18 protein-coding genes and 2 tRNA genes are annotated in these 20,366 nt (G+C 62.4%); 13 read left to right on the top strand and 7 right to left on the bottom strand.

The features are described from left to right. Positions 1 to 241 precede the first annotated feature (241 nt). The 7 genes from serA to B0E55_RS27575 all read left to right on the top strand — a co-directional run bounded on the left by serA (position 242) and on the right by B0E55_RS27575 (position 7,275). Positions 242 to 1,834 (top strand): phosphoglycerate dehydrogenase, encoded by a 1,593-nt coding sequence (gene serA / locus B0E55_RS27605; protein WP_003944758.1) that lies wholly within the window; start codon positions 242 to 244, stop codon positions 1,832 to 1,834. Between the two features lie 74 nt (positions 1,835 to 1,908). Next, positions 1,909 to 2,922: a 3-isopropylmalate dehydrogenase gene (locus B0E55_RS27600; RefSeq protein WP_080910875.1), complete on the top strand. Its 1,014-nt coding sequence runs from the start codon at positions 1,909 to 1,911 to the stop codon at positions 2,920 to 2,922. Positions 2,923 to 3,006: 84 nt separating this feature from the next. Then, positions 3,007 to 3,780 carry a fumarylacetoacetate hydrolase family protein gene (locus tag B0E55_RS27595; protein WP_019747932.1) on the top strand — a complete coding sequence of 258 codons (774 nt, stop codon included), beginning with the start codon at positions 3,007 to 3,009 and terminating at the stop codon, positions 3,778 to 3,780. A 389-nt stretch (positions 3,781 to 4,169) separates the two neighbouring features. After that, entirely contained in the window at positions 4,170 to 5,330 is a 1,161-nt protein-coding gene (locus tag B0E55_RS27590) for an alkane 1-monooxygenase (protein WP_080910874.1), read from the top strand. 73 nt (positions 5,331 to 5,403) lie between these two features. Then, positions 5,404 to 6,879 (top strand): glutamate--tRNA ligase, encoded by a 1,476-nt coding sequence (gene gltX, locus B0E55_RS27585; protein WP_080910873.1) that lies wholly within the window; start codon positions 5,404 to 5,406, stop codon positions 6,877 to 6,879. A 156-nt stretch (positions 6,880 to 7,035) separates the two neighbouring features. Continuing rightward, positions 7,036 to 7,107: transfer RNA gene (locus tag B0E55_RS27580), tRNA-Gln, on the top strand. Positions 7,108 to 7,202: 95 nt separating this feature from the next. Next, positions 7,203 to 7,275 (top strand) — tRNA-Glu (locus B0E55_RS27575). Positions 7,276 to 7,414: 139 nt separating this feature from the next. Here B0E55_RS27575 and B0E55_RS27570 read toward each other — a convergent pair. From B0E55_RS27570 to B0E55_RS27560, 3 genes are all read right to left on the bottom strand, one after another. Next, complete coding sequence (locus B0E55_RS27570) at positions 7,415 to 7,612, bottom strand: DUF5302 domain-containing protein (RefSeq protein WP_007729345.1); 198 nt, start codon at positions 7,610 to 7,612, stop codon at positions 7,415 to 7,417. Between the two features lie 89 nt (positions 7,613 to 7,701). Then, complete coding sequence (locus B0E55_RS27565) at positions 7,702 to 8,199, bottom strand: pyridoxamine 5'-phosphate oxidase family protein (RefSeq protein WP_021333071.1); 498 nt, start codon at positions 8,197 to 8,199, stop codon at positions 7,702 to 7,704. 55 nt (positions 8,200 to 8,254) lie between these two features. Continuing rightward, positions 8,255 to 8,956: an IclR family transcriptional regulator gene (locus B0E55_RS27560; RefSeq protein ID WP_007729342.1), complete on the bottom strand. Its 702-nt coding sequence runs from the start codon at positions 8,954 to 8,956 to the stop codon at positions 8,255 to 8,257. A 178-nt stretch (positions 8,957 to 9,134) separates the two neighbouring features. Here B0E55_RS27560 and leuC point away from each other — a divergent pair, with 178 nt between their 5' ends. From leuC to B0E55_RS27545, 3 genes are all read left to right on the top strand, one after another. Further along, positions 9,135 to 10,556, top strand: a complete 1,422-nt coding sequence (gene leuC / locus B0E55_RS27555) for a 3-isopropylmalate dehydratase large subunit (RefSeq protein ID WP_019747936.1) — start codon at positions 9,135 to 9,137, stop codon at positions 10,554 to 10,556. A gap of 28 nt (positions 10,557 to 10,584) precedes the next feature. Beyond that, complete coding sequence (gene leuD, locus B0E55_RS27550; RefSeq protein ID WP_019747937.1) at positions 10,585 to 11,193, top strand: 3-isopropylmalate dehydratase small subunit; 609 nt, start codon at positions 10,585 to 10,587, stop codon at positions 11,191 to 11,193. Between the two features lie 157 nt (positions 11,194 to 11,350). Next, positions 11,351 to 12,037: an HU family DNA-binding protein gene (locus B0E55_RS27545; protein ID WP_020907264.1), complete on the top strand. Its 687-nt coding sequence runs from the start codon at positions 11,351 to 11,353 to the stop codon at positions 12,035 to 12,037. 165 nt (positions 12,038 to 12,202) lie between these two features. On the opposite strand, the gene B0E55_RS27540 is transcribed toward B0E55_RS27545, so the two are convergent. Genes B0E55_RS27540 through cofC form a run of 3 tightly spaced genes read right to left on the bottom strand, consistent with a single transcriptional unit; the run spans position 12,203 to position 16,191 of the window. Beyond that, positions 12,203 to 13,129 (bottom strand): bifunctional NUDIX hydrolase/histidine phosphatase family protein, encoded by a 927-nt coding sequence (locus B0E55_RS27540; protein ID WP_019747939.1) that lies wholly within the window; start codon positions 13,127 to 13,129, stop codon positions 12,203 to 12,205. 17 nt (positions 13,130 to 13,146) lie between these two features. Then, on the bottom strand, positions 13,147 to 15,390 hold the full coding sequence (locus tag B0E55_RS27535) for an RNA degradosome polyphosphate kinase (protein ID WP_003942685.1): 2,244 nt from the start codon (positions 15,388 to 15,390) through the stop codon (positions 13,147 to 13,149). 51 nt (positions 15,391 to 15,441) lie between these two features. Further along, positions 15,442 to 16,191, bottom strand: a complete 750-nt coding sequence (gene cofC / locus B0E55_RS27530) for a 2-phospho-L-lactate guanylyltransferase (protein WP_080910872.1) — start codon at positions 16,189 to 16,191, stop codon at positions 15,442 to 15,444. Positions 16,192 to 16,317: 126 nt separating this feature from the next. On the opposite strand from cofC, the gene B0E55_RS27525 reads away from it, so the two are divergent. From B0E55_RS27525 to B0E55_RS27515, 3 genes are all read left to right on the top strand, one after another. Beyond that, positions 16,318 to 17,316, top strand: a complete 999-nt coding sequence (locus B0E55_RS27525; RefSeq protein ID WP_019747941.1) for an NAD(P)H-dependent glycerol-3-phosphate dehydrogenase — start codon at positions 16,318 to 16,320, stop codon at positions 17,314 to 17,316. Further along, entirely contained in the window at positions 17,313 to 18,464 is a 1,152-nt protein-coding gene (locus B0E55_RS27520; RefSeq protein ID WP_080910871.1) for a cystathionine gamma-lyase, read from the top strand. Before B0E55_RS27525 ends, B0E55_RS27520 begins: the two co-directional genes overlap by 4 nt. Positions 18,465 to 18,536: 72 nt before the next feature. Beyond that, positions 18,537 to 19,643: a D-alanine--D-alanine ligase family protein gene (locus B0E55_RS27515; protein WP_024487352.1), complete on the top strand. Its 1,107-nt coding sequence runs from the start codon at positions 18,537 to 18,539 to the stop codon at positions 19,641 to 19,643. Here B0E55_RS27515 and B0E55_RS27510 read toward each other — a convergent pair whose 3' ends face one another. Beyond that, on the bottom strand, positions 19,644 to 20,336 hold the full coding sequence (locus B0E55_RS27510) for a DUF3515 domain-containing protein (protein ID WP_080910870.1): 693 nt from the start codon (positions 20,334 to 20,336) through the stop codon (positions 19,644 to 19,646). Positions 20,337 to 20,366: the final 30 nt, after the last annotated feature.

Below are 20,366 nucleotides of genomic sequence, written 5' to 3'. Positions count from 1 at the left end.
TCACGCTCCACGTCTCCACTGGCCTGATGTCGCGCCGGTTCAATTACGTTGAACCAGCGCGGCATTGGGCCGGAGTCGTTTTCCGGGCCGGCTGAGTCCGGATTCATATTCCATCGAGAATTCGCCCGCGAAAGTGTCCACTATGTGGTATCGCCTACCGCGTTGTGGATTCGAAGTGAGCGCGCACTAAACTATCGGTGGTTAAACCACCTTCACACCCACCTAATCAGGGAGTTTGCACGTGAGCCAGCCTGGCCGTCCCGTTGTTCTGATCGCCGACAAGCTCGCGCCGTCCACAGTCGAGGCGCTCGGTGACGGTGTGGAGGTGCGTTGGGTCGACGGACCCGACCGCCCGGCGCTGCTCGCCGCGGTACCCGAGGCCGACGCGATTCTCGTCCGTTCCGCCACCACCGTCGACGCCGAGGTTCTGGCCGCAGGCACCAAGCTGAAGATCATCGGCCGCGCCGGTGTCGGCCTGGACAACGTCGAGATCCCCGCAGCCACCGAGCGCGGCGTGATGGTCGTCAATGCACCGACCTCCAACATCCACTCGGCAGCCGAGCACGCAGTTGCTCTGCTCATGTCGACCGCTCGCCAGATTCCCGCAGCAGACAAGACCCTGCGTGAGAACACCTGGAAGCGAAGCAAGTTCAACGGCGTCGAGATCCTCGGCAAGACCGTCGGCGTTGTCGGACTCGGCCGCATCGGCCAGCTGTTCGCGCAGCGTCTCGCCGCGTTCGAAACCACCATCATCGCGTACGACCCCTACTTGCCCGCAGCTCGTGCAGCGCAGCTCGGCATCGAACTGGTCACCATCGACGAGCTCGTCGAGCGCGCCGACTTCATCTCCGTGCACCTGCCCAAGACCAAGGAAACGGCCGGCCTGATCAACGCCGAGCGTCTCGCCAAGGCCAAGGACGGCGTCATCATCGTCAACGCCGCCCGCGGTGGTCTGATCGACGAAGACGCGCTCTACGACGCACTGGTCTCCGGCAAGGTCCGCGGCGCCGGTCTCGACGTGTTCAGTACCGAGCCGTGCACCGATTCCAAGCTCTTCGAGCTCGACAACGTCGTCGTCACCCCGCACCTCGGAGCATCGACGTCCGAGGCTCAGGACCGCGCAGGCATCGACGTGGCGAAGAGTGTTCTCCTCGCTCTGGCGGGCGAATTCGTTCCCGAGGCTGTCAACGTCTCCGGCGGCCCCGTCGGAGAAGAAGTTGCTCCGTGGCTCGAGCTGGTCCGCAAGCTCGGTCTCCTCGCTGCGACGTTGTCGCCCGAAGCTGTGCAGACCGTGCAGGTTGTCGCCACCGGCGAGCTGTCTGCCGAAACCGTCGACATCCTCGGCCTGGCTGCACTGCGCGGCGTGTTCTCCGCCAGCAGTGACGAGGCCGTCACTTTCGTCAACGCTCCGGCACTGGCCGAGCAGCGCGGCGTGACCGTATCGGTCGAGAAGCACTCCGAGGCTCTTGCTCACCGCAGCGCGGTCGAGGTTCGCGCAGTTGCCGCGGACGGCACGGTCACGTCGGTCACGGGCGCACTCACCGGTCTGCAGCAGGTCGAGAAGATCGTCAACATCAACGGACGCAGCTTCGACCTGCGCGCCGAGGGTCACAACATCGTTGTTCACTACAGCGATCGCCCGGGCGTTCTCGGTGTCCTCGGCACCGTTCTCGGTAACGCGGGCGTGGACATCCTCGCCGCAGCACTGAGCCAGGATGCCGAAGGCGAAGGCGCAACGGTCATCTTGCGCGTCGATCGCGTCGTCGGAGACGCCGAGGTCGAGGCTATCGTCTCGCAGCTCGACGCTCGCGTCGCCCAGGTCGACCTTTCCTGATTGTTTTTGCTGTGCGCCTTTATTAACCGCCCGCGGTTAATAAAGGCGCACAGTTCTACTGAGATGAGGACTCCATGAAGCTTGCGGTCATTCCGGGCGACGGAATCGGTGTCGAGGTCACAGCCGAAGCACTCAAGGTGCTCGCCAAGTTGGTTCCGGGTCTGGAAACCACCGAATACGATCTCGGTGCCCGTCGCTACAACGCCACCGGCGAGTTGCTCCCGGCGGACGAGCTGGACCAGATCCGCCAGCACGACGCAATCCTGTTGGGCGCCATCGGTGATCCGCGGATCGTCGCACCCGGCATCCTCGAGCGTGGTCTGCTGCTGAACATGCGTTTCCAGCTCGATCATCACGTGAATCTTCGCCCCGCACAGCTGTACCCGGGTGCGCTGTCGCCATTGGCCGCCCAGCCGGAGATCGACTTCGTCGTGGTTCGTGAAGGCACCGAGGGCCCGTACACCGGTAACGGTGGCGCCATTCGCGTCGGCACCGATCACGAGATCGCGACCGAGGTGTCGATCAACACCTGGTTCGGCGCCGAGCGTGTTGTTCGTTATGCATTCGCGTTGGCGCAGACACGTTCCAAGCACCTCACCTTGATTCACAAGACCAACGTGCTCTCCAACGCGGGCGCAATCTGGACGCGTGCGATCGAGACAGTCGGGGCCGAGTACCCGGACGTCGAGACCGCGTACTGCCACATCGACGCTGCCACCATCTACATGGTGACCGACCCGTCGCGGTTCGACGTCATAGTGACGGACAACCTCTTCGGTGACATCATCACCGACCTGGCCGGTGCGGTGACCGGTGGAATCGGTTTGGCCGCAAGTGGAAACATCGACGCGTCTGGTACCAACCCGTCGATGTTCGAGCCCGTTCACGGCAGTGCTCCGGACATCGCCGGCAAGGGAATCGCAGATCCCACCGCCGCGATCCTCTCTGCCGCACTGCTTCTTCGCCATCTCGGACGCGAGGACGACGCCGCTCGCGTCGAGGCTGTGGTCGCTGCCGACCTGGCTACCCGCGGTGAAGGCCCCATCTCCACGACGGAGATCGGCGACCGGATCACTGCAGCGCTGTAAGGATTTCTTTCACGAGACTGACGCGCGTAAGCCTTTCGGCTTGCGCGCGTCAGTCGTTTCCGGCACCCCGATAGACTGGCCAGTATGCGTCTTGGTCGAATTGCCAGTCCCGATGGTGTTGCGTTCGTCAGTATCGAAGGTGAAGAGGATGCCCTCGTCGCCAAGGAAATTGCGGAGCACCCGTTCGGGAACCCCACCTTTACCGGCCGTAGTTGGCCGCTTGCCGATGTTCGTCTGCTGGCTCCGATTCTCGCCAGCAAGGTGATCTGTATCGGCAAGAATTATGCAGATCACATCGCGGAGATGGGCGGCGAGGCGCCGGCTGATCCGGTGATCTTCCTCAAGCCCAATACGTCCATCGTCGGCCCGGGCGCCCCGATCGTCTTGCCTCCGACGTCCAACGAGGTGCATTTCGAGGGTGAACTCGCGGTGGTCATCGGTCAGCCTTGCAAAGCCGTACCCGCGGCGAAGGCGTTGAGCGTGGTCCTTGGCTACACGATCGCCAACGACGTATCGGCGCGAGATCATCAGCGTCACGACGGGCAATGGACGCGCGCGAAGGGCCACGACACCTTCTGCCCGCTCGGTCCGTGGATCGAAACCAGCCTCGATGCGTCCGACGTCGACATCAAGACCGAGGTGAACGGTCAGGTCAAGCAGGACAGCAGCACCGCCTTCCTGCTTCACGACATTCCGAAGATCATCGAGTGGATCTCGGCGGTGATGACCCTCCTGCCCGGCGACGTCATCCTCACCGGCACCCCCGCCGGAGTCGGCCCGATCGTCGACGGCGATTCCGTGTCGGTCACGGTCTCGGGGATCGGCACGCTCACGAACCCGGTGACCGCCAAGAACTGATCTGACCCGGTTCGTCCGTCATGTGACTACGGAGGCCCCATCCCCACCGGATGGGGCCTCTGTCGTGGTGTGAGTCGAGAGGTGTCTGTCAAAGAAAAGTTGCAAGATGGTAACTAACGCCGGATGGCCGATTGGGATTGCCTTCCGGTTCGAGGTAATCAGGCCCTGGGACTGACCTGCGGGTTTCATGAGCCAGGCGAAGCTTCACCCATGACCCTCCTGGCGTTATGTCTGATTTGGTGAGGTTGGGAGGGTTCGCCTCGCGGTTTGCTGCCGCGGCTCGTAACAGACCAAATTCCCTGAAATGTAACGCTGAGCAGTAGGGTGGCCGATAACTGGATAGAAGCCGATGGGGCAATCGAGTGGATTGCGCAGAAACGTGGTGATACATGACGACCTTCGCGGAAGCATCCCGGACAGCGGCAGCGCACGCGCGGAACGGGCAGCGGCCGGTGTGGCGAGACAAGAAGCGCTACCTGTGGCCACTGGGTTTGCTGGTTCCTCTCAGTCCGTTCGCTGCGTGGTTTCTGGTCGACAAGTTCAGTCTCGGGCTCTTCTGGGCCATCGGGGCCTGGCTCATCGTGATCGTCATTCCCCTGATCGATCTACTGGCGGGCGAGGACGGTAACAGCCCACCGGACGAAGCGATCCCTGAATTGCAAGAGGATCGTTTCTACCGCTGGTGCACGTATCTGTTCCTGCCCCTCCAATACGTCGGTCTCGTGTTCGTCGCCTGGTGCTGGGTGAATGCGCCGATGGCGGCGGGGGAGAAGTTCGCGCTCGCGATGACTGCCGGCGTGGTTGCCGGTGTGGGGATCAACGCGGCGCATGAATTGGGGCACAAGAGCGAAAAGCTCGAGAAGTGGCTCGCGAAAGTAGCGCTGGCACAGTCCTTCTACGGCCATTTCTACGTCGAGCACAACCATGGTCACCACGTCCGTGTCGCGACGCCGGAGGATCCGGCCAGTTCGCGATACAAGGAAAACTTCTGGTTCTTCTTGCCGCGCAGTGTCATCGGCGGCCTGCGCTCGGGATGGCGGATCGAAAGCGCTCGCCTGCAGCGTCAAGGCAGACGGACGTGGAGCTATCGGAACAACATCCTGAACGCGTGGGCGATGAGTGTTGTCCTGTTCGGCAGCCTGATCGCGGTGTTCGGGTGGGAAATCGCACCGTGGCTGGCCGTTCAGGCGATTGCCGGATTCACGTTCCTCGAGACCGCCAACTATCTCGAGCACTACGGCTTGCTACGTGCGAAGCGGACTGACGGCTCGTACGTTCGCTGCTCGCCCGAGGACAGCTGGAACAGCGACCACGTCGTCAGCAATCTGTTCCTCTATCAACTTCAGCGTCACAGTGACCATCACGCGAATCCGCGTCTGCGGTACCAGAGCCTGCGCAGTGCGGCCGAAGCGCCGCAACTTCCAGCGGGTTACGCGGTCATGATCGTGTGCGCGTGGGTGCCGCCGCTGTGGCGAAAGGTCATGGACAAGCGACTACTCGCCTACTACGACGGTGACATGACACGTATCAACGTCTTGCCGGGTAAGTGATCGGCGGGATGGAGGAAGCGCTGCGGGACTAACCTGTAGTACGACCATCCATCATCGCCGAGCCAAGTGAGCCATGACCAACAGCGAAGTACGCGTCCGTTTCTGTCCGTCACCCACCGGAACCCCGCACGTAGGTTTGGTGCGCACCGCCTTGTTCAACTGGGCATTCGCACGACACCACGGCGGCACGTTCGTGTTCCGTATCGAAGACACCGATGCGCAGCGCGACAGTGAAGAGTCCTACCAGGCCATCCTCGACGCCCTCCGCTGGTTGGGGCTCAATTGGGACGAGGGCCCGGAGGTCGGTGGGCCGCACGCACCGTATCGCCAGTCCGAGCGTCGCGACCTGCATCTCGACGTTGTTGCCAAGTTGCTGGCCGCGGGCGAGGCCTACGAGTCCTACTCGACCAACGAAGAAGTGGAAGCCCGACACAAGGCGGCCGGACGCGACCCGAAGCTCGGATACGACAACTTCGATCGCGACCTCAGTGACGAGCAGCGCGCTGTCTACGTCGCCGAGGGGCGCAAGCCGGTCGTCCGCCTCCGGATGCCCGATCACGACCTGACGTGGAACGACCTGGTTCGCGGTGAGACCACGTTCAAGGCAGGCACCGTTCCGGACTTCGCGTTGACTCGCGGGAACGGTATTCCGCTGTACACGCTGGTCAACCCCGTCGACGACGCGTTGATGAAGATCACCCACGTACTGCGCGGTGAGGACCTGCTGTCCTCGACCCCGCGTCAGCTCGCGTTGTACGAGGCTTTGATCCGCATCGGTGTCGCCGATTTCACACCGTCGTTCGGGCACCTGCCGTTCGTGATGGGTCAGGGCAACAAGAAGCTTTCCAAGCGCGATCCCGAGTCCAACCTCTTCATTCACCGCGATCGGGGCTTCATTCCCGAGGGACTGCTGAACTACTTGGCTCTGCTCGGATGGAGCATTGCCGACGATCACGATGTCTTCTCACTCGACGAGATGGTTGCGGCCTTCGACGTTTCGAAGGTCAACTCCAACCCTGCCCGCTTCGACCAGAAAAAGGCCGACGCGATCAATGCCGAGCACATTCGCTTGCTCCAGCCGGCCGACTTCGCGGCCCGCCTGAAGTCGTTCCTGGTGGAGCACGGCCACATCAGCGCCGACGTCGATGAAGCCACGTTCACTGTTGCGGCGGACCTCGTGCAGACGCGCATCGTCGTCCTGTCCGACGCGTGGGATCTGCTGAAGTTCCTGTTCGTCGACGAGGCGTCGTTTGCTCTCGATCCGGCCGCGGCGGCAAAGAACCTGAAGGAAGACGCTGGTCCGGTTCTGGATGCGTCTCTTGCGGCACTCGAGGCAACCTCGGAGTGGACTGCGGCCAGTATCGAGGAAGCACTCAAGAAGGCCCTCATCGAGGATCTGGAGCTCAAACCGCGTAAGGCCTTCGCTCCGGTTCGGGTCGCGATCACCGGCTCTCACATCAGCCCTCCGCTGTACGAGTCGATGGAATTGCTCGGTCGTGAGGTCTCGATTGCTCGGTTGCGCGCCGGTAGGGCAGCGGTAACCGCCTAGATCGGACGGTCTTCCGGCCGAAAATGAAGCAAAAACCTCCCGTGACCATACGATTTGGTATTTGGGGCAGGGGTACTGGTAATCTTCTTTTCGGCCGGAGACGAGCCGCCGAGCACAACAGCGAAGCGAATCGGGCAAGGCTGGTGAGCAAGACCTTGGGGTATGGTGTAATTGGCAACACAGCGGTTTCTGGTACCGCCATTCTAGGTTCGAGTCCTGGTACCCCAGCGGAAATCCGGTCGATTTTGTGGCCGGACTCAGACAAGCTAAGCTTGCTGAGCATCCAAGAGCAAGACTGAATACCACGTTTAAAAGCGTGTCCTGGCCCCGTCGTCTAGCGGCCTAGGACGCCGCCCTCTCAAGGCGGTAGCGCGGGTTCGAATCCCGTCGGGGCTACAAAGGAAAGACCCTCCGATCATTGATCGGAGGGTCTTTTCGTATGTGCCGGAAATGTCTCCGGCGATGCGAAAAACGATCACCCCCAGTCGAATTCGACTGGGGGTGATCGTCATCTCACTCTGTTGTCCGCGATCGGCTATCCGCTCTTGCGGCGGAACTCTCGCTTGTGATCGGCCGGGCCATGCGTGTTGTGGACCTTGGACTGTCCGTCGCGATGGTCGGTCGATTTGGCGTTCTGATGATTCTTCCGTTCGAGGGCTTCACGGAACTTTCGTTTGGTTTCCTCCGATTGGGATTCGGGTTCCGACGGGGTGTTGCTGTCGAGATCGCTCATATGCTCACTCCTTGTTGTTGGGCCTGTTGGTGAAACTACGCCGGCCCGAATTCGAAAGCTCGTGAATTTCGCTTCACGAATCTCGGGGTCTACGGCGATGGTGCAGTAGAACCGGAAAGAGGCATCGCCGGCATCCCGAGCTTGCGGTGATCCCACGAACGAGTTCGATCGGGAACGAACCGTACCGCGACGCGCTTGTGGAGCATCGCGTCGACGGCCGGGCGGAGATCTTCCGTGTACGGGCCCGTGTATCGCTCCCAGACACTGATTCCCACGGCAAAGAGAGCTTCCGGATCCTCGACGATCACTCCGGTGCCCTCCATCGAGACTCCTCGCAGCGTGTCGTACGTCAGACCGTCTTCGATCAGGACGGACATACGGGTGTCCCGGCGAAGATTGACCGCCTTCTGCGACTTGGCTTTGGTTTCGAACCAGATTTCGCCGTCGACTATCGCGAACCACATCGCGATCAGGTGAGGCATTCCGTCGGCGCTCAACGTCGCCATCGTTGCCGTACGGCTCTTTTCGACGAAGCTCGAAATTTCGGCCTCGGTCATCGTGATCTGACTACGCTGCTTTCCTGCCATGGTCGCGTCGTACTCCTACGTGCTCGAGGATCTGAAGGCCTTACTGTGTCACGAATTACAGACGCTTGTGGAGCGCTTCGGCAGCTGCGAGAAGGTCCGCCGCCCAGCGGGCTCCCGGTCGTCTACCCATCCGATCGATGGGGCCGGAGACCGAAATCGCGGCAATGACAGCGCCTGCCGAGTCTCGGACGGGAGCCGCGACGCTGGCGACACCCGGCTCACGTTCGGCTGCACTCTGTGCCCAGCCGCGCCGGCGAACCTCGAGGAGCACTCGTTCGCCGAACGACGCATCGGCGAGAACGGTCCGTTGGGTTTGTGGATCTGCCCATGCGAGAAGGACCTTGGCGCCGGAACCGGCATTCATCGGCAGCCTGGCCCCGACGAGAACTGTGTCGCGAAGGCCCGTGGGCGGTTCCATCGACGCGACGCAGATGCGTTGGGTGCCTTCCCGGCGGTACAGCTGGACGCTTTCGCCGGTGATTTCGCGAAGGCGGGGGAGGATGAGTCCGGCCGCAGCAATGAGTGGATCATTAGCGGTGGCAGCGAGTTCGGCGAGTCCGGGCCCTGGGCACCACTGACCATCCGAGTCGCGTGTGAGGAGTCGATGGACTTCGAGACCGACGGCGAGTCTATGGGCGGTCGCGCGCGGCAAACCGGTTCGTGCACAGAGTTCGGTGAGGCTGCACGGTTCCTCAGCTACTGCATGAAGAACGCCCATTGCTTTGTCCAGGACGCCGATGCCGCTATGCTGTCTCATAGGTCGATACCAGTTTCTCGCATAGTGGGATGATAGCGCATTTCCTGGTGGACTAGCGCATTTACTGAGGGGCTAGTGCATTTCCTAGGGGCAGCCTGCATCTGCTGCGAGGGCTGGGGACCTACTTCACGCGCGGCGGGCCAGCCCGTAGTCCGCCGACGCGAGGCTACGTACAGAGGTGGAAGACATGGCACAGAAAGCACGCACTCTCGCCGAGAAGGTGTGGGACGACCACGTTGTCGTGAAAGGGGAGGGGCAGGATCCCGACCTCATCTACATCGATCTCCACCTCGTTCACGAAGTGACGAGCCCGCAGGCCTTCGACGGACTTCGCTTGGCAGGACGCCCGTTGCGCCGTCCCGACCTGACGATCGCCACCGAGGACCACAATGTTCCGACGATCGACATCGACAAGCCGATCGCCGATCCCGTGTCCAAGACTCAGGTCGACACCTTGCGCCGAAATTGCGAAGAATTCGGAGTTCGCTTGCACCGCATGGGCGATCTCGATCAGGGCATCGTGCATGTGGTCGGACCGCAGCTCGGCCTGACTCAGCCGGGAACCACCGTGGTGTGCGGCGACAGTCATACGTCGACGCACGGCGCATTCGGTGCGCTCGCAATGGGAATCGGCACCAGCGAGGTCGAGCACGTGATGGCGACGCAGACATTGTCGTTGCGCCCCTTCAAGACCATGGCGATCACGGTCGACGGCGAGCTGCCTCCTGGCGTCACGAGCAAGGACTTGATCCTGGCAGTCATCGCCAAGATCGGCACCGGCGGCGGCCAGGGCTACGTCCTGGAGTACCGCGGCGAGGCCATTCGCAAACTGTCGATGGAAGCTCGTATGACCATCTGCAACATGTCGATCGAGGCCGGAGCCCGTGCGGGCATGATCGCACCGGACGAGACCACTTACGAGTTCATAAAGGGCCGTCCGCATGCACCGTCGGGCGCAGAGTGGGACGAAGCCGTCGCCGCGTGGGAGTTGCTCAAGACCGACGAGGGCGCCGAATTCGACAACGAGGTCCACATCGACGCAAGCGCATTGACGCCTTTTGTCACGTGGGGAACCAATCCGGGACAGGGTGCACCGCTCGGTGACCGTGTTCCCGATCCGGAACTGATCGTCGACGAGAGCGAGCGTCAGGCTGCCGAGAAGGCGCTCACCTACATGGGTCTCGACGCCGGCATGGCGCTTCGGGATGTTGCTGTCGACACCGTCTTCGTCGGTTCGTGCACCAACGGACGCATCGAAGATCTGCGCGCGGTGGCCGAGGTGCTCGAGGGTCGCCATGTGGCAGAGGGCGTTCGGATGCTCATCGTTCCCGGCTCGATGCGGGTGCGTGCTCAAGCCGAAAGTGAAGGTCTCGGTGAAATCTTCACGGCGGCAGGGGCCGAATGGCGCCAGGCCGGTTGCTCGATGTGCTTGGGAATGAACCCTGACCAGCTTGCTCCCGGCGAGCGTTCGGCATCGACGTCCAACCGGAATTTCGAAGGCCGACAGGGTAAAGGCGGTCGGACCCATCTGGTTTCCCCGCTCGTCGCGGCTGCCACTGCGGTCCGCGGAACGCTCTCGGCACCGGCCGATCTGGTCTGACCCACTTACCATCTCGAGGAGAATTTCGATGGAATCCTTTACCACGCACAAGGGTATCGGCGTCCCGCTGCGACGCTCGAATGTCGATACCGATCAGATCATCCCTGCCGTGTACCTGAAACGGGTGACGCGCACGGGATTCGAGGACGGGCTGTTTGCAGGCTGGCGCACCGACCCCAACTTCATTCTCAATCTGGCTCCGTACGACAAGGGAAGTGTCCTCGTAGCCGGTCCCGATTTCGGCACGGGCTCTTCGCGTGAGCATGCCGTGTGGGCTCTCTCCGACTTCGGATTTCGGGTCGTCATCGCTTCCCGGTTCGCCGACATTTTCCGCGGGAACGCCGGAAAAGCCGGTCTCGTGGCGGCACAGGTCGAGCAGAGCGACGTCGAATTGCTCTGGAAGTTGCTCGAAGAGCAGCCCGGACTGGAATTGACAGTAGATCTCGAGAATCGGACCGTGAGCGCCGGAACTACGGTGGTGCCGTTCAATATTGACGACTACACACGGTGGCGTCTGCTGGAGGGTCTCGACGACATCGGACTGACATTGCGGCAGGTAGAAGCGATTTCCGAGTTCGAAAAGTCAAGGCCTTCATGGAAACCGACTACCCTTCCAGCCCGAATTTCGCAGGGCTGAACCGAAATCCGCAACTCCGCGCGGGAAGAGAAATAGGTCACCATTTCGCAGTCACGTTGAATGAGAATTGGCGTGGCACATAGACTCTTGCCGTTATCAGGTTTACCGTGGTTCTCAGTCGGTCCGACGGTGGACCACAATTAGCGGAGGAATTTCAATGAACAAGGCAGAGCTCATCGATGTTCTGACTGAAAAGCTGGGTTCGGACAGGCGCACAGCGACCGACGCAGTGGAGCACGTCGTGGACACCATCGTCCGCGCCGTCCACCGTGGCGAGAGCGTGACCATCACCGGCTTCGGAGTCTTCGAGCAGCGTCGTCGTGCAGCACGTGTTGCACGCAACCCGCGTACGGGCGAGACCGTCAAGGTCAAGCCGACGTCGGTTCCGGCTTTCCGTCCGGGTGCGCAGTTCAAGGCTGTTATCGCTGGTGGACAGAAGCTTCCGGCCACCGGCCCGGCAGTCAAGCGTGGTGTAGCAGCACCGGCCACCAAGGCTGCAGCCAAGAAGGCTGCTGCCAAGAAGACCGCAGCCAAGAAGGCTCCGGCAAAGAAGGCTCCGGCCAAGACCGCAGCCAAGAAGACGGTTGCCGCGAAGGCTCCCGCCAAGAAGGCTCCGGCCAAGACCGCAGCCAAGAAGACGGTTGCCACCAAGGCTCCCGCCAAGAAGGCTCCGGCCAAGACCGCAGCCAAGAAGACGGTTGCCACCAAGGCTCCCGCCAAGAAGGCTCCGGCCAAGACCGCAGCCAAGGCACCGGCCAAGAAGGCTCCGGCCAAGAAGGCTCCGGCCAAGACCGCAGCCAAGAAGGCTCCGGCCAAGAAGGCTCCGGCCAAGCGCGGAAAGTAGTCGCGTTCGGGTGAAAAACCCGATGCCGTAAGACAAAGAGGTGCAGCCGCGGATCTGATCCGCGGCTGCACCTCTTTTTGCTGTCTGGGAGAAGTGTGAATTCTCCTGTGTTTCAGTGCTTTGCAAAACTACCGAATCGAACTGGGGCCGGTTGGTCCAAATCCCTCAGGAGTTGGCGACTTTGGGGAGCGGGCTGTCGAGGTGATCGGCGGCGACGAGGCGGCCGTCGAGGAACGAGAGCACCCAAGTGCTCGCCTTACGGTTGCGTGCAGAGGGCAGTGTTACACCGGCCGTATCAGCCCACCAGCGCATCAAATCGGGGATGACGCCTCCTTGGCTGCAGATCACGGGAGTGCCCTCCAGTGCGGCGATCTGCAGCGCACGTGCCCGAGCGGCGTCGGGATCGGCCTCGTAACCTTCTTCGGTCAGAAGAGGTTCCGTCGAAATCTCGACACCCAATGCCTCCGCCAACGGCATTACGGTGTCGATGCAGCGCGTACGGTCAGCCGCGAAAACCGAATCGGCTCCGAAGATTTTCAGCTGTTCGACCAAGGCGGCGGATTGCTCTTTGCCCTTGGCGTCGAGTGGACGCAAATTGTCGTCGCCCTTGTACCGCTTACGGCTTCCAGCCTTTGCGTGGCGGACGAGTAATACCGTTTTCGTATCAGGCCGAATGGAAACGAAGCGGCGAAGAATCATTCGATCCATCGGGTAGGAAAGATGATCGGCGACCTCGGCGACCGGAAGCCAATAGAGAACATCTACTTCGTTATTCGGCCCGAAATCTCCGTCGACTGCTTCGGCCGACCAGTATTCGACTCGTTTGAGTTTGCGATGTCCCGGGATCGGGTACGTCACGCCACCGAGGTGCCTTCCGAAACGTCCGGTGATCGAGGTCTCTTCGCGGACCTCGCGAACTGCTGCGGTCAAGAAGGTCTCGCCTGGATCGAGCTTTCCTTTGGGGAATGACCAGTCGTCGTACTTCGGTCGATGTACGACGGCGATCTCGATGGCGGAAGGATCCTGGGGAGCCTTCCGCCACAGAACCGCGCCTGCGGCAAAGATGTTGGCTTTGACCGGCTTGTCGCTCATGGTGTGATCCGAGCCCGTCAAGACCCGCTGGCGGTGCGGCTGCGCATCAACGACTGTTGATGCTCACGTACGTCCTCACCGCGTTCGGGTGCAGCGACCCAACTGCCGTCCGGATGCAGTACCCAGCAGCGAGTTCGCGGATCGAGAGCGGAATCGAAGATGTCACCGAGTTGCTTCGACAGTTTCGGATCCTTGACCTGCACCATGACCTCGACGCGGCGATCGAGGTTGCGGTGCATCATGTCTGCGCTGCCGATCCAGAATTCGTCGGCCGAGCGGAAATGGAACATTCGCGAGTGTTCGAGGAACCGCCCGAGAATGGAACGTACTTCGATGTTTTCGCTGAGGCCCGGAACACCCGGCTTGAGCGCGCAGATTCCGCGGACCACGATCTCGACGGGGATACCGGCCTTGGACGCGCGGTACAACGCGTCGATGACCTGCTCGTCGACCAATGCGTTGGCTTTCAAGCGGATACCGGCATCGCGGCCTGCGAGCTTGTGAGCGATCTCGTTGTCGATCCGCTCGATGATCCCGCGGCGAACCCCGTACGGCGCAACGAGAAGGTTGCGGTAGCTCGTCTTTCGGGAGTATCCGGTCAGCGAGTTGAAGAGGTCGGTGAGGTCAGCACCGATCTCCGGTGCTGCGGTGAGCAATCCGACGTCCTCGTACATGCGCGCGGTCTTCGGGTTGTAGTTGCCGGTGCCGATGTGGCAGTAGCGACGAATTGTCGAACCTTCGCGCCTGACGACGAGGCAGGTCTTGCAGTGAGTCTTGAGACCGACGAGACCGTAGACGACGTGAACGCCGGCCTGCTCGAGTTTGCGTGCCCACTTGATGTTGGCTTGCTCGTCGAAGCGCGCCTTGATCTCCACGAGGGCAACAACTTGCTTGCCGGCCTCGGCGGCGTCGATCAGTGCGTTGACGATGGGGGAGTCGCCCGAAGTTCGGTACAGGGTCTGCTTGATCGCGAGCACCTGCGGGTCGGCCGCGGCCTGTTCGATGAAGCGTTGAACGCTGGTGGAAAACGAGTCGTAAGGGTGGTGGACGAGCACGTCGCCCTCGCGCAGGGTCGAGAACACACTCTTCGGTGTCTCACGCTCGCCGAACGCCGGATGCGTCGCCGGGACGAACGGCGCGTCCTTGAGTGCTGGGCGGTCGACGGCGTAAACCTGCCAGAGGCAGGACAAGTCGAGGAGCCCGGAAACCTCGATCACGTCGGCCGGATCGACGTCGAGTTCACGCAGAAGCAGTTCGAGCATGTGCTCGGTCATGTCGTCGGCAACTTCGAGGCGAACGGGCGAACCGAAACGACGACGCGCCAATTCACGTTCGAGTGCCTGCAGCAGATCCTCGTCCCGATCCTCTTCGACCTCGAAATCAGCGTTGCGTGTGATTCGGAAGGCGTGATGTTCGACGATTTCCATTCCGGGGAACAGCACGTCCAGATGAGCCGAAATCAGTTCTTCCATCGGGAGGAACGAATCGATGGTGGACGAAGACGTCGTGCTCTTGACTCGCACGAACCGGCCGACGTTGTCGGGAACCTTGACGCGAGCGAAGTGTTCGCCGCGGGTGACGGAGTCCTTCACTGTCACGGCGAGGTTGAGGCTCAGTCCGCTGATGTAGGGGAACGGGTGGGCGTGATCGACTGCCAACGGCGTCAGTACCGGGAAGACCTGCTCGTGGAAATGCGCCGAGAGCCGGCCGTGATCGTCGGCGCTGAGGTCGGCCCATCGAACAATTGAAATGCCTTCTGCCGCCAGGGCAGGGCGGACCGAGTCGAGAAACACGTGTGCGTGCTTGTCGGCGAGTTCCTGGGTGCGACGCGCAATGAGCGCCAATTGTTCGCGTGGGGAGAGGCCGTCGGCGGACCTGACCGACAGTCCCGTCTCGTCGCGGCGCTTGAGTCCGGCGACCCGGACCATGAAAAATTCGTCGAGATTGGAAGCGAAGATGGCGAGGAACTTTGCGCGTTCGAGCAACGGCAGTGACTCGTCGGCAGCCAATGCGAGAACACGAGCATTGAAATCGAGCCAGCTGAGTTCGCGGTTTAGGTAACGATCCTCGGGAAGTCCGACGAGCAATTCGGGTAGCTCTGCCTTGGTAGCTGCAGGGGGAGCGCCCGGGATGTTGGTGGCGACCGCGACGGCCTGAGATCGCGGCGAGGTGGCCGCGCCGTTCTCGTGCCGGCCGGAGCTGTGGTCTCCGTCCGACTGGTCTTCGGAAATACGGTTTTCGAGTGCTTCGCCATTGCTCACTCGTCGATCATCCCCCACAATCGCGCGGTCCGACAATCGATGAAAGAAAATTCATCGACTGTTCGACGGCGTGGCCTTGAGTCTGGTCAACGAAGCCAATGTCGCGGGGCCTACTCCCAGTGCGCGCACGGTGTCGAGATCGGCGTGGGTATCGACGTCGGTGCGCAGTCCCGGCCATTGGCCGTTGAGTGGACGAGCACCTGAATTAGTATGTCCCCGTGCGGATTCCGGACCGAATCGGGGGTCGAGCGCACTCTCGCCACACGCAAACAATGCGGAAGTGCCGGTGCCGTGGTGATCGACGACGACTGAACGTCCACCGCTTCGGGCGGCGGCCACGGCCTCCGTCAGTTCGCTCGGTCGCATCGCGGGCAAGTCGGCTTGCAGCACAACGAGGTCGACCACTCCGCGTTTGGCGCGGATATCGGCGGCCGCTGCACTCAACGCTGCGTTGAGGGTTTCCTCCGCGCGCGGTGAGGCGCCGTTGGTCAGCGAGATGTGGGGAGCTGGATCGGCGTAGACCGTCACGCCGACGGAATACGCAAGAGCGGCAACGGTCGGGTCTGGGGTGACCACCGTGACGGTGTCGATGGCAGAGACGGCGGCAACGGTCGCGAGGGTGTCGTGAAGCATGGCCAACACGAGGTCTGCACGCGCGTCCGCGTCGAGTTCGCCCGCGAGCCGGGACTTGGCCGATCTCAAGGACTTGACGGCCACTATCGCATGCATGGGGCGTTCGATCTCCGTGCGCGCATGCGGTGTCTCCACGACGTGTGGGTACGGGGGTTCCGCGCTGTCCATCCCTCGATCTTGCCAGTCATCACGCTCGGTGTCCGCGGCTGCCCACCGCAGTGCACCACAGGCGATACTCTGTGCAGACGATTTTTCTGGCGGCGACCCGCTTCGCCGGGTAGACGGGGTGAGCGTGTGAGTAAGGCAGCTGTATTGGGCGCAGGTTCGTGGGGAACAGCGTTGGCCAAGGTGATGGCCGAGGCCGGAACCGACGTGACGATGTGGGCCAGGCGTGAAGAGGTCGCGAAGCGCATCGACACCACACACGAGAACAGCGACTATCTGCCGGGCATTGCTTTGCCTTCGTCGATTCGCGCGACCCACCACCACGAGGAGGCGATGGCAGGCGCTGACTTCATCGTGCTGGCGGTTCCCTCGCAGTCGCTACGGGGAAACCTGGAGCAGTGGAAAGGCTCGATCGGACCCGATGCGACTCTGCTGAGTCTGGCCAAGGGAATCGAGACCGGGACGCTCATGCGCATGAGCCAGGTCATCGTGTCGGTGACCGGCGTGGAACCGGGGCGCGTCGCGGTGCTCTCGGGCCCGAATCTTGCACACGAGATCGCCAGCGGGCAGCCAGCGGCCACGGTGATCGCCTGCTCGGATTCCTCGCGTGCCCTCGCTCTCCAGGATGCTTGCGCTACCGGCTATTTCAGGCCGTACACCAACTCCGACGTCATCGGTTGCGAGATCGGTGGCGCGTGCAAGAACGTGATCGCGCTGGCCTGCGGCATGGCCGCCGGTAGTGGATTCGGCGACAACACGGTTGCCAGCATCATCACCCGTGGTCTCGCCGAGACGATTCGGCTCGGTGTCGCGCTCGGCGCCAAGGCGTCGACGCTTGCAGGCTTGGCGGGCGTCGGTGACCTGGTCGCGACCTGCACGTCCGAGTTGTCGCGAAACCGGACGTTCGGAGAGCGACTCGGACGGGGCGGGTCGATGGAATCGGCACAGAAGGCAACCAACGGTCAGGTCGCCGAGGGCGTGAAGTCGTGCACGTCGGTACGCGCACTCGCTGCCGGCTACGACGTGGAGATGCCGTTGACCGACGCGGTCCATCGGGTGTGCCACGAAGGCATGGCCGTCAGCGATGCGATCGGTCAGTTGCTCGGACGCCGGACGAAGCCGGAATGAGTGAAATCGGTGTGAGTGACTTCGAGGGTTACGGGGATTCGACGCGCAGTGTGAGCGCCGTTGCGCGCGAACACGCTGTGGGACAGCCCATGCAGATGGGCCCGATATTTGCTGCGCCGTACCAACTTTCGGTGGACGAAGGCTCTGAGTCCGATACCTATGCTCGAGCATCGAACCCGGGTTGGCGCGGACTCGAATCGGCGCTCGCGGCGCTCGAAGGGGCGGACCACGCACTCGTCATGGGTTCGGGGATGTCTGCGATCACAGCGACCTTGCGCAGCGTGCTCGTCGCCGGGGATACCGTCGTCGTGCCCTCGGACGGGTACTACCAGGTGCGGTTGTACGCGAACGAACGCCTGGCGCCGTTGGGAATCACCGTTCATGAAGTCTCGACCCTGCAGATGGGCGACGCGAGCTTCGCGGATCTGCTCGACGCGTCACCGGGTCGCGTGGTCGTCGTCGCCGAGACGCCGTCCAACCCGGTGCTGGACGTGGTCGACCTTCGCGCGCTCGCCGACGTGTGTCACCGATCGGGCACGCTGCTGATCGTCGACAACACGACTGCGACACCGCTGGGGCAGCGCCCGCTCGAATTGGGTGCCGACATCGTGGTGGCCAGCGGTACCAAGGCACTCAGCGGGCACAGTGACCTCCTGATGGGTTACGTCGCAACCTCCGATGCGGCGGTGAGTCAGCGGATCGAGCGTGAGCGACTTCTTTCGGGAACGGTGCTCGGCCCCTTCGAGACGTGGCTTGCGCACCGGAGTCTCGGCACGGCAGGCCTGCGATTCGGGCGTCAGTGCGACAACGCGCTGGCGCTTGCCGAGATGTTGGTAGGTCACAAAACAGTCCGGTCCGTTCGCTACCCCGGCCTTCGCGGTGACCCGTCCTACGCAACGGCATCCGGTCAGATGAAACGATTCGGCGGACTGGTGAGTGTCGAACTGGATTCGGCTCAAGCATTCCACTCGTTCGTCGAAGCGAGCGCGCTCGTCACGGCCGCCACCAGCTTCGGCGGGATCCACACGACGGCGGATCGCCGTGCGCGCTGGGGCGATCCGGTCAGTGCGGGTTTTGTCCGAATCGCTTGTGGCATCGAGGACACCGCCGATCTCCTGGCTGACATCGAGCGCGCGCTCGACGCGTGAGCGGACCACGTCGTTGATTTCCGGCCCGGCCCGATCGCGTGCCGAAGTCGATTCGGCGGTACGGTTTGACGCGTGAACAGCAGCCGTACCCGCGTGGCCGTGATCTTCGGTGGCCGGAGCAATGAGCATTCAGTGTCCTGTGTTTCCGCCGGAAGCGTCCTGAGCAACCTCGACCCGGATCGGTACGACGTCGTACCGATCGGCATCACCGTCGACGGTTCCTGGGTCCTCGGGTCGAGCGACCCCAGCTCCCTCGCGATCAGCGGGCGCGCGTTGCCGTCGGTCGACAAAGACGGAACGTCGGTGGTCCTCAGCGCGGACCCCACCCGCGAGGGCGAGGTCATCTCCTTCGACGGCTCCGACGCCGGTGCTGTGCTCGCGTCGGTCGACGTCGTTTTCCCCGTTCTGCATGGGGCTTACGGCGAAGACGGCACCATTCAGGGATTGCTCGAACTTGCCGGGGTTCCGTATGTCGGACCCGGAGTCCTGGCCAGCGCCGCCGGCATGGACAAAGAGTTCACGAAGAAGCTTCTTGCCGCTGAAGGACTTCCCGTCGGAGTGCAGGTCGTGCTTCGACCGGGAATCGCAACGCTGACCGAAGAGCAGAAGGCGGAGTTGGGCCTTCCCGTGTTCGTGAAGCCCGCTCGTGGTGGTTCGTCCATCGGCATCACCCGGGTGAGCAATTGGGACGGTCTGGACGGGGCGATCGCTCATGCGCGCCTGCACGATCCCAAGGTGATCGTCGAAGGCGCGATCATCGGCCGTGAGGTGGAATGCGGCGTCCTCGAATTCCCGAACGGCGACGTCAAGGCGAGTGTGGTCGCTGAGATCCGGATGCCGGATTCCGACACCGATTCGGACGCGTTCTACGACTTCGACACCAAGTACCTCGACGACGTCTGCGAATTCGACATCCCCGCGAAACTCGACGAGTCGGTGAGCGACCAGATCAGGGAGCTTGCAGTCCGCGCGTTCAAGGCACTCGATTGCCAGGGACTCTCGCGGGTCGATTTCTTCGTCACGGCTGACGGCCCGGTGATCAACGAGATCAACACGATGCCTGGGTTCACTTCCATCTCGATGTATCCGAAGATGTGGAACGCCACCGGAATCGATTACCGCACTTTGATTTCGACACTGGTCGACACCGCCATCGCTCGCGGTACCGGACTTCGCTGATCAGGGAACCGCGACCGGCGCCGGGTCGAGGGGCTTCTGTTCGAGAGTCGCCGTGATGGTGTCGGAGATCTCCTGAATCGGCGTCGGGCCGGTCCCGTCGGGGATCGTGATACCGATGTACTCACCGCGGTCTACGGCAAACCAAGTGCTCGCAGCCAGACCGACGTCGGTTCCCGAGACCTGGAACCATTGGACACCGTTCACAACCTGTAGTGCTGCAGCCTGGTCGAACTCGGTCGGACGGTCGAGCCCGCAGCGCAACACGATCGGCTCACCTTCGCTGCGCTGCCAAGCTGCCGCTCCAGCCGGAGCGGGGTCAACCAACTCGGCTTTCGTGAAGTCGTCGATCTTGTCGGGGAGCGCACCGAGGAGGGAAACGCAGGCCTCCGACTCCGCTGCCGGTGCCGGTACGGGTCCCAGCGCTACCGGCGAGAGTTCAGGGTTGTTTCCCGCTACGACGGCCGCGATCACCACTCCGACGATCAGGGCTACCGGGAGCGCGATGGCGGTGGCGATCAGCGCCGGACTGCGGCGCTCGGACGGATCGTTGTCGCTATCGGGGTCGATGTCGGCGTTGTCTGCGGTGGAGGTGTTTTCTGCCATGCTCAGTTCTTCGCTCGGGTCCTGGTCCAGTCGATCAGCGGTCTCGTCACTTCTGAGGGCACGTCGGTGAATCGGTAGGATTGCCGACACACGCGTGAGCTTGCAGAAGCATTCACGACC

Source organism: Rhodococcus sp. 66b (assembly GCF_002076325.1).
Taxonomy (GTDB): Bacteria; Actinomycetota; Actinomycetes; order Mycobacteriales; family Mycobacteriaceae; genus Rhodococcus_F; species Rhodococcus_F erythropolis.
Note: the sequence above shows the minus strand (reverse complement) of the source record. Positions and strands in the feature narration are given on the sequence as shown.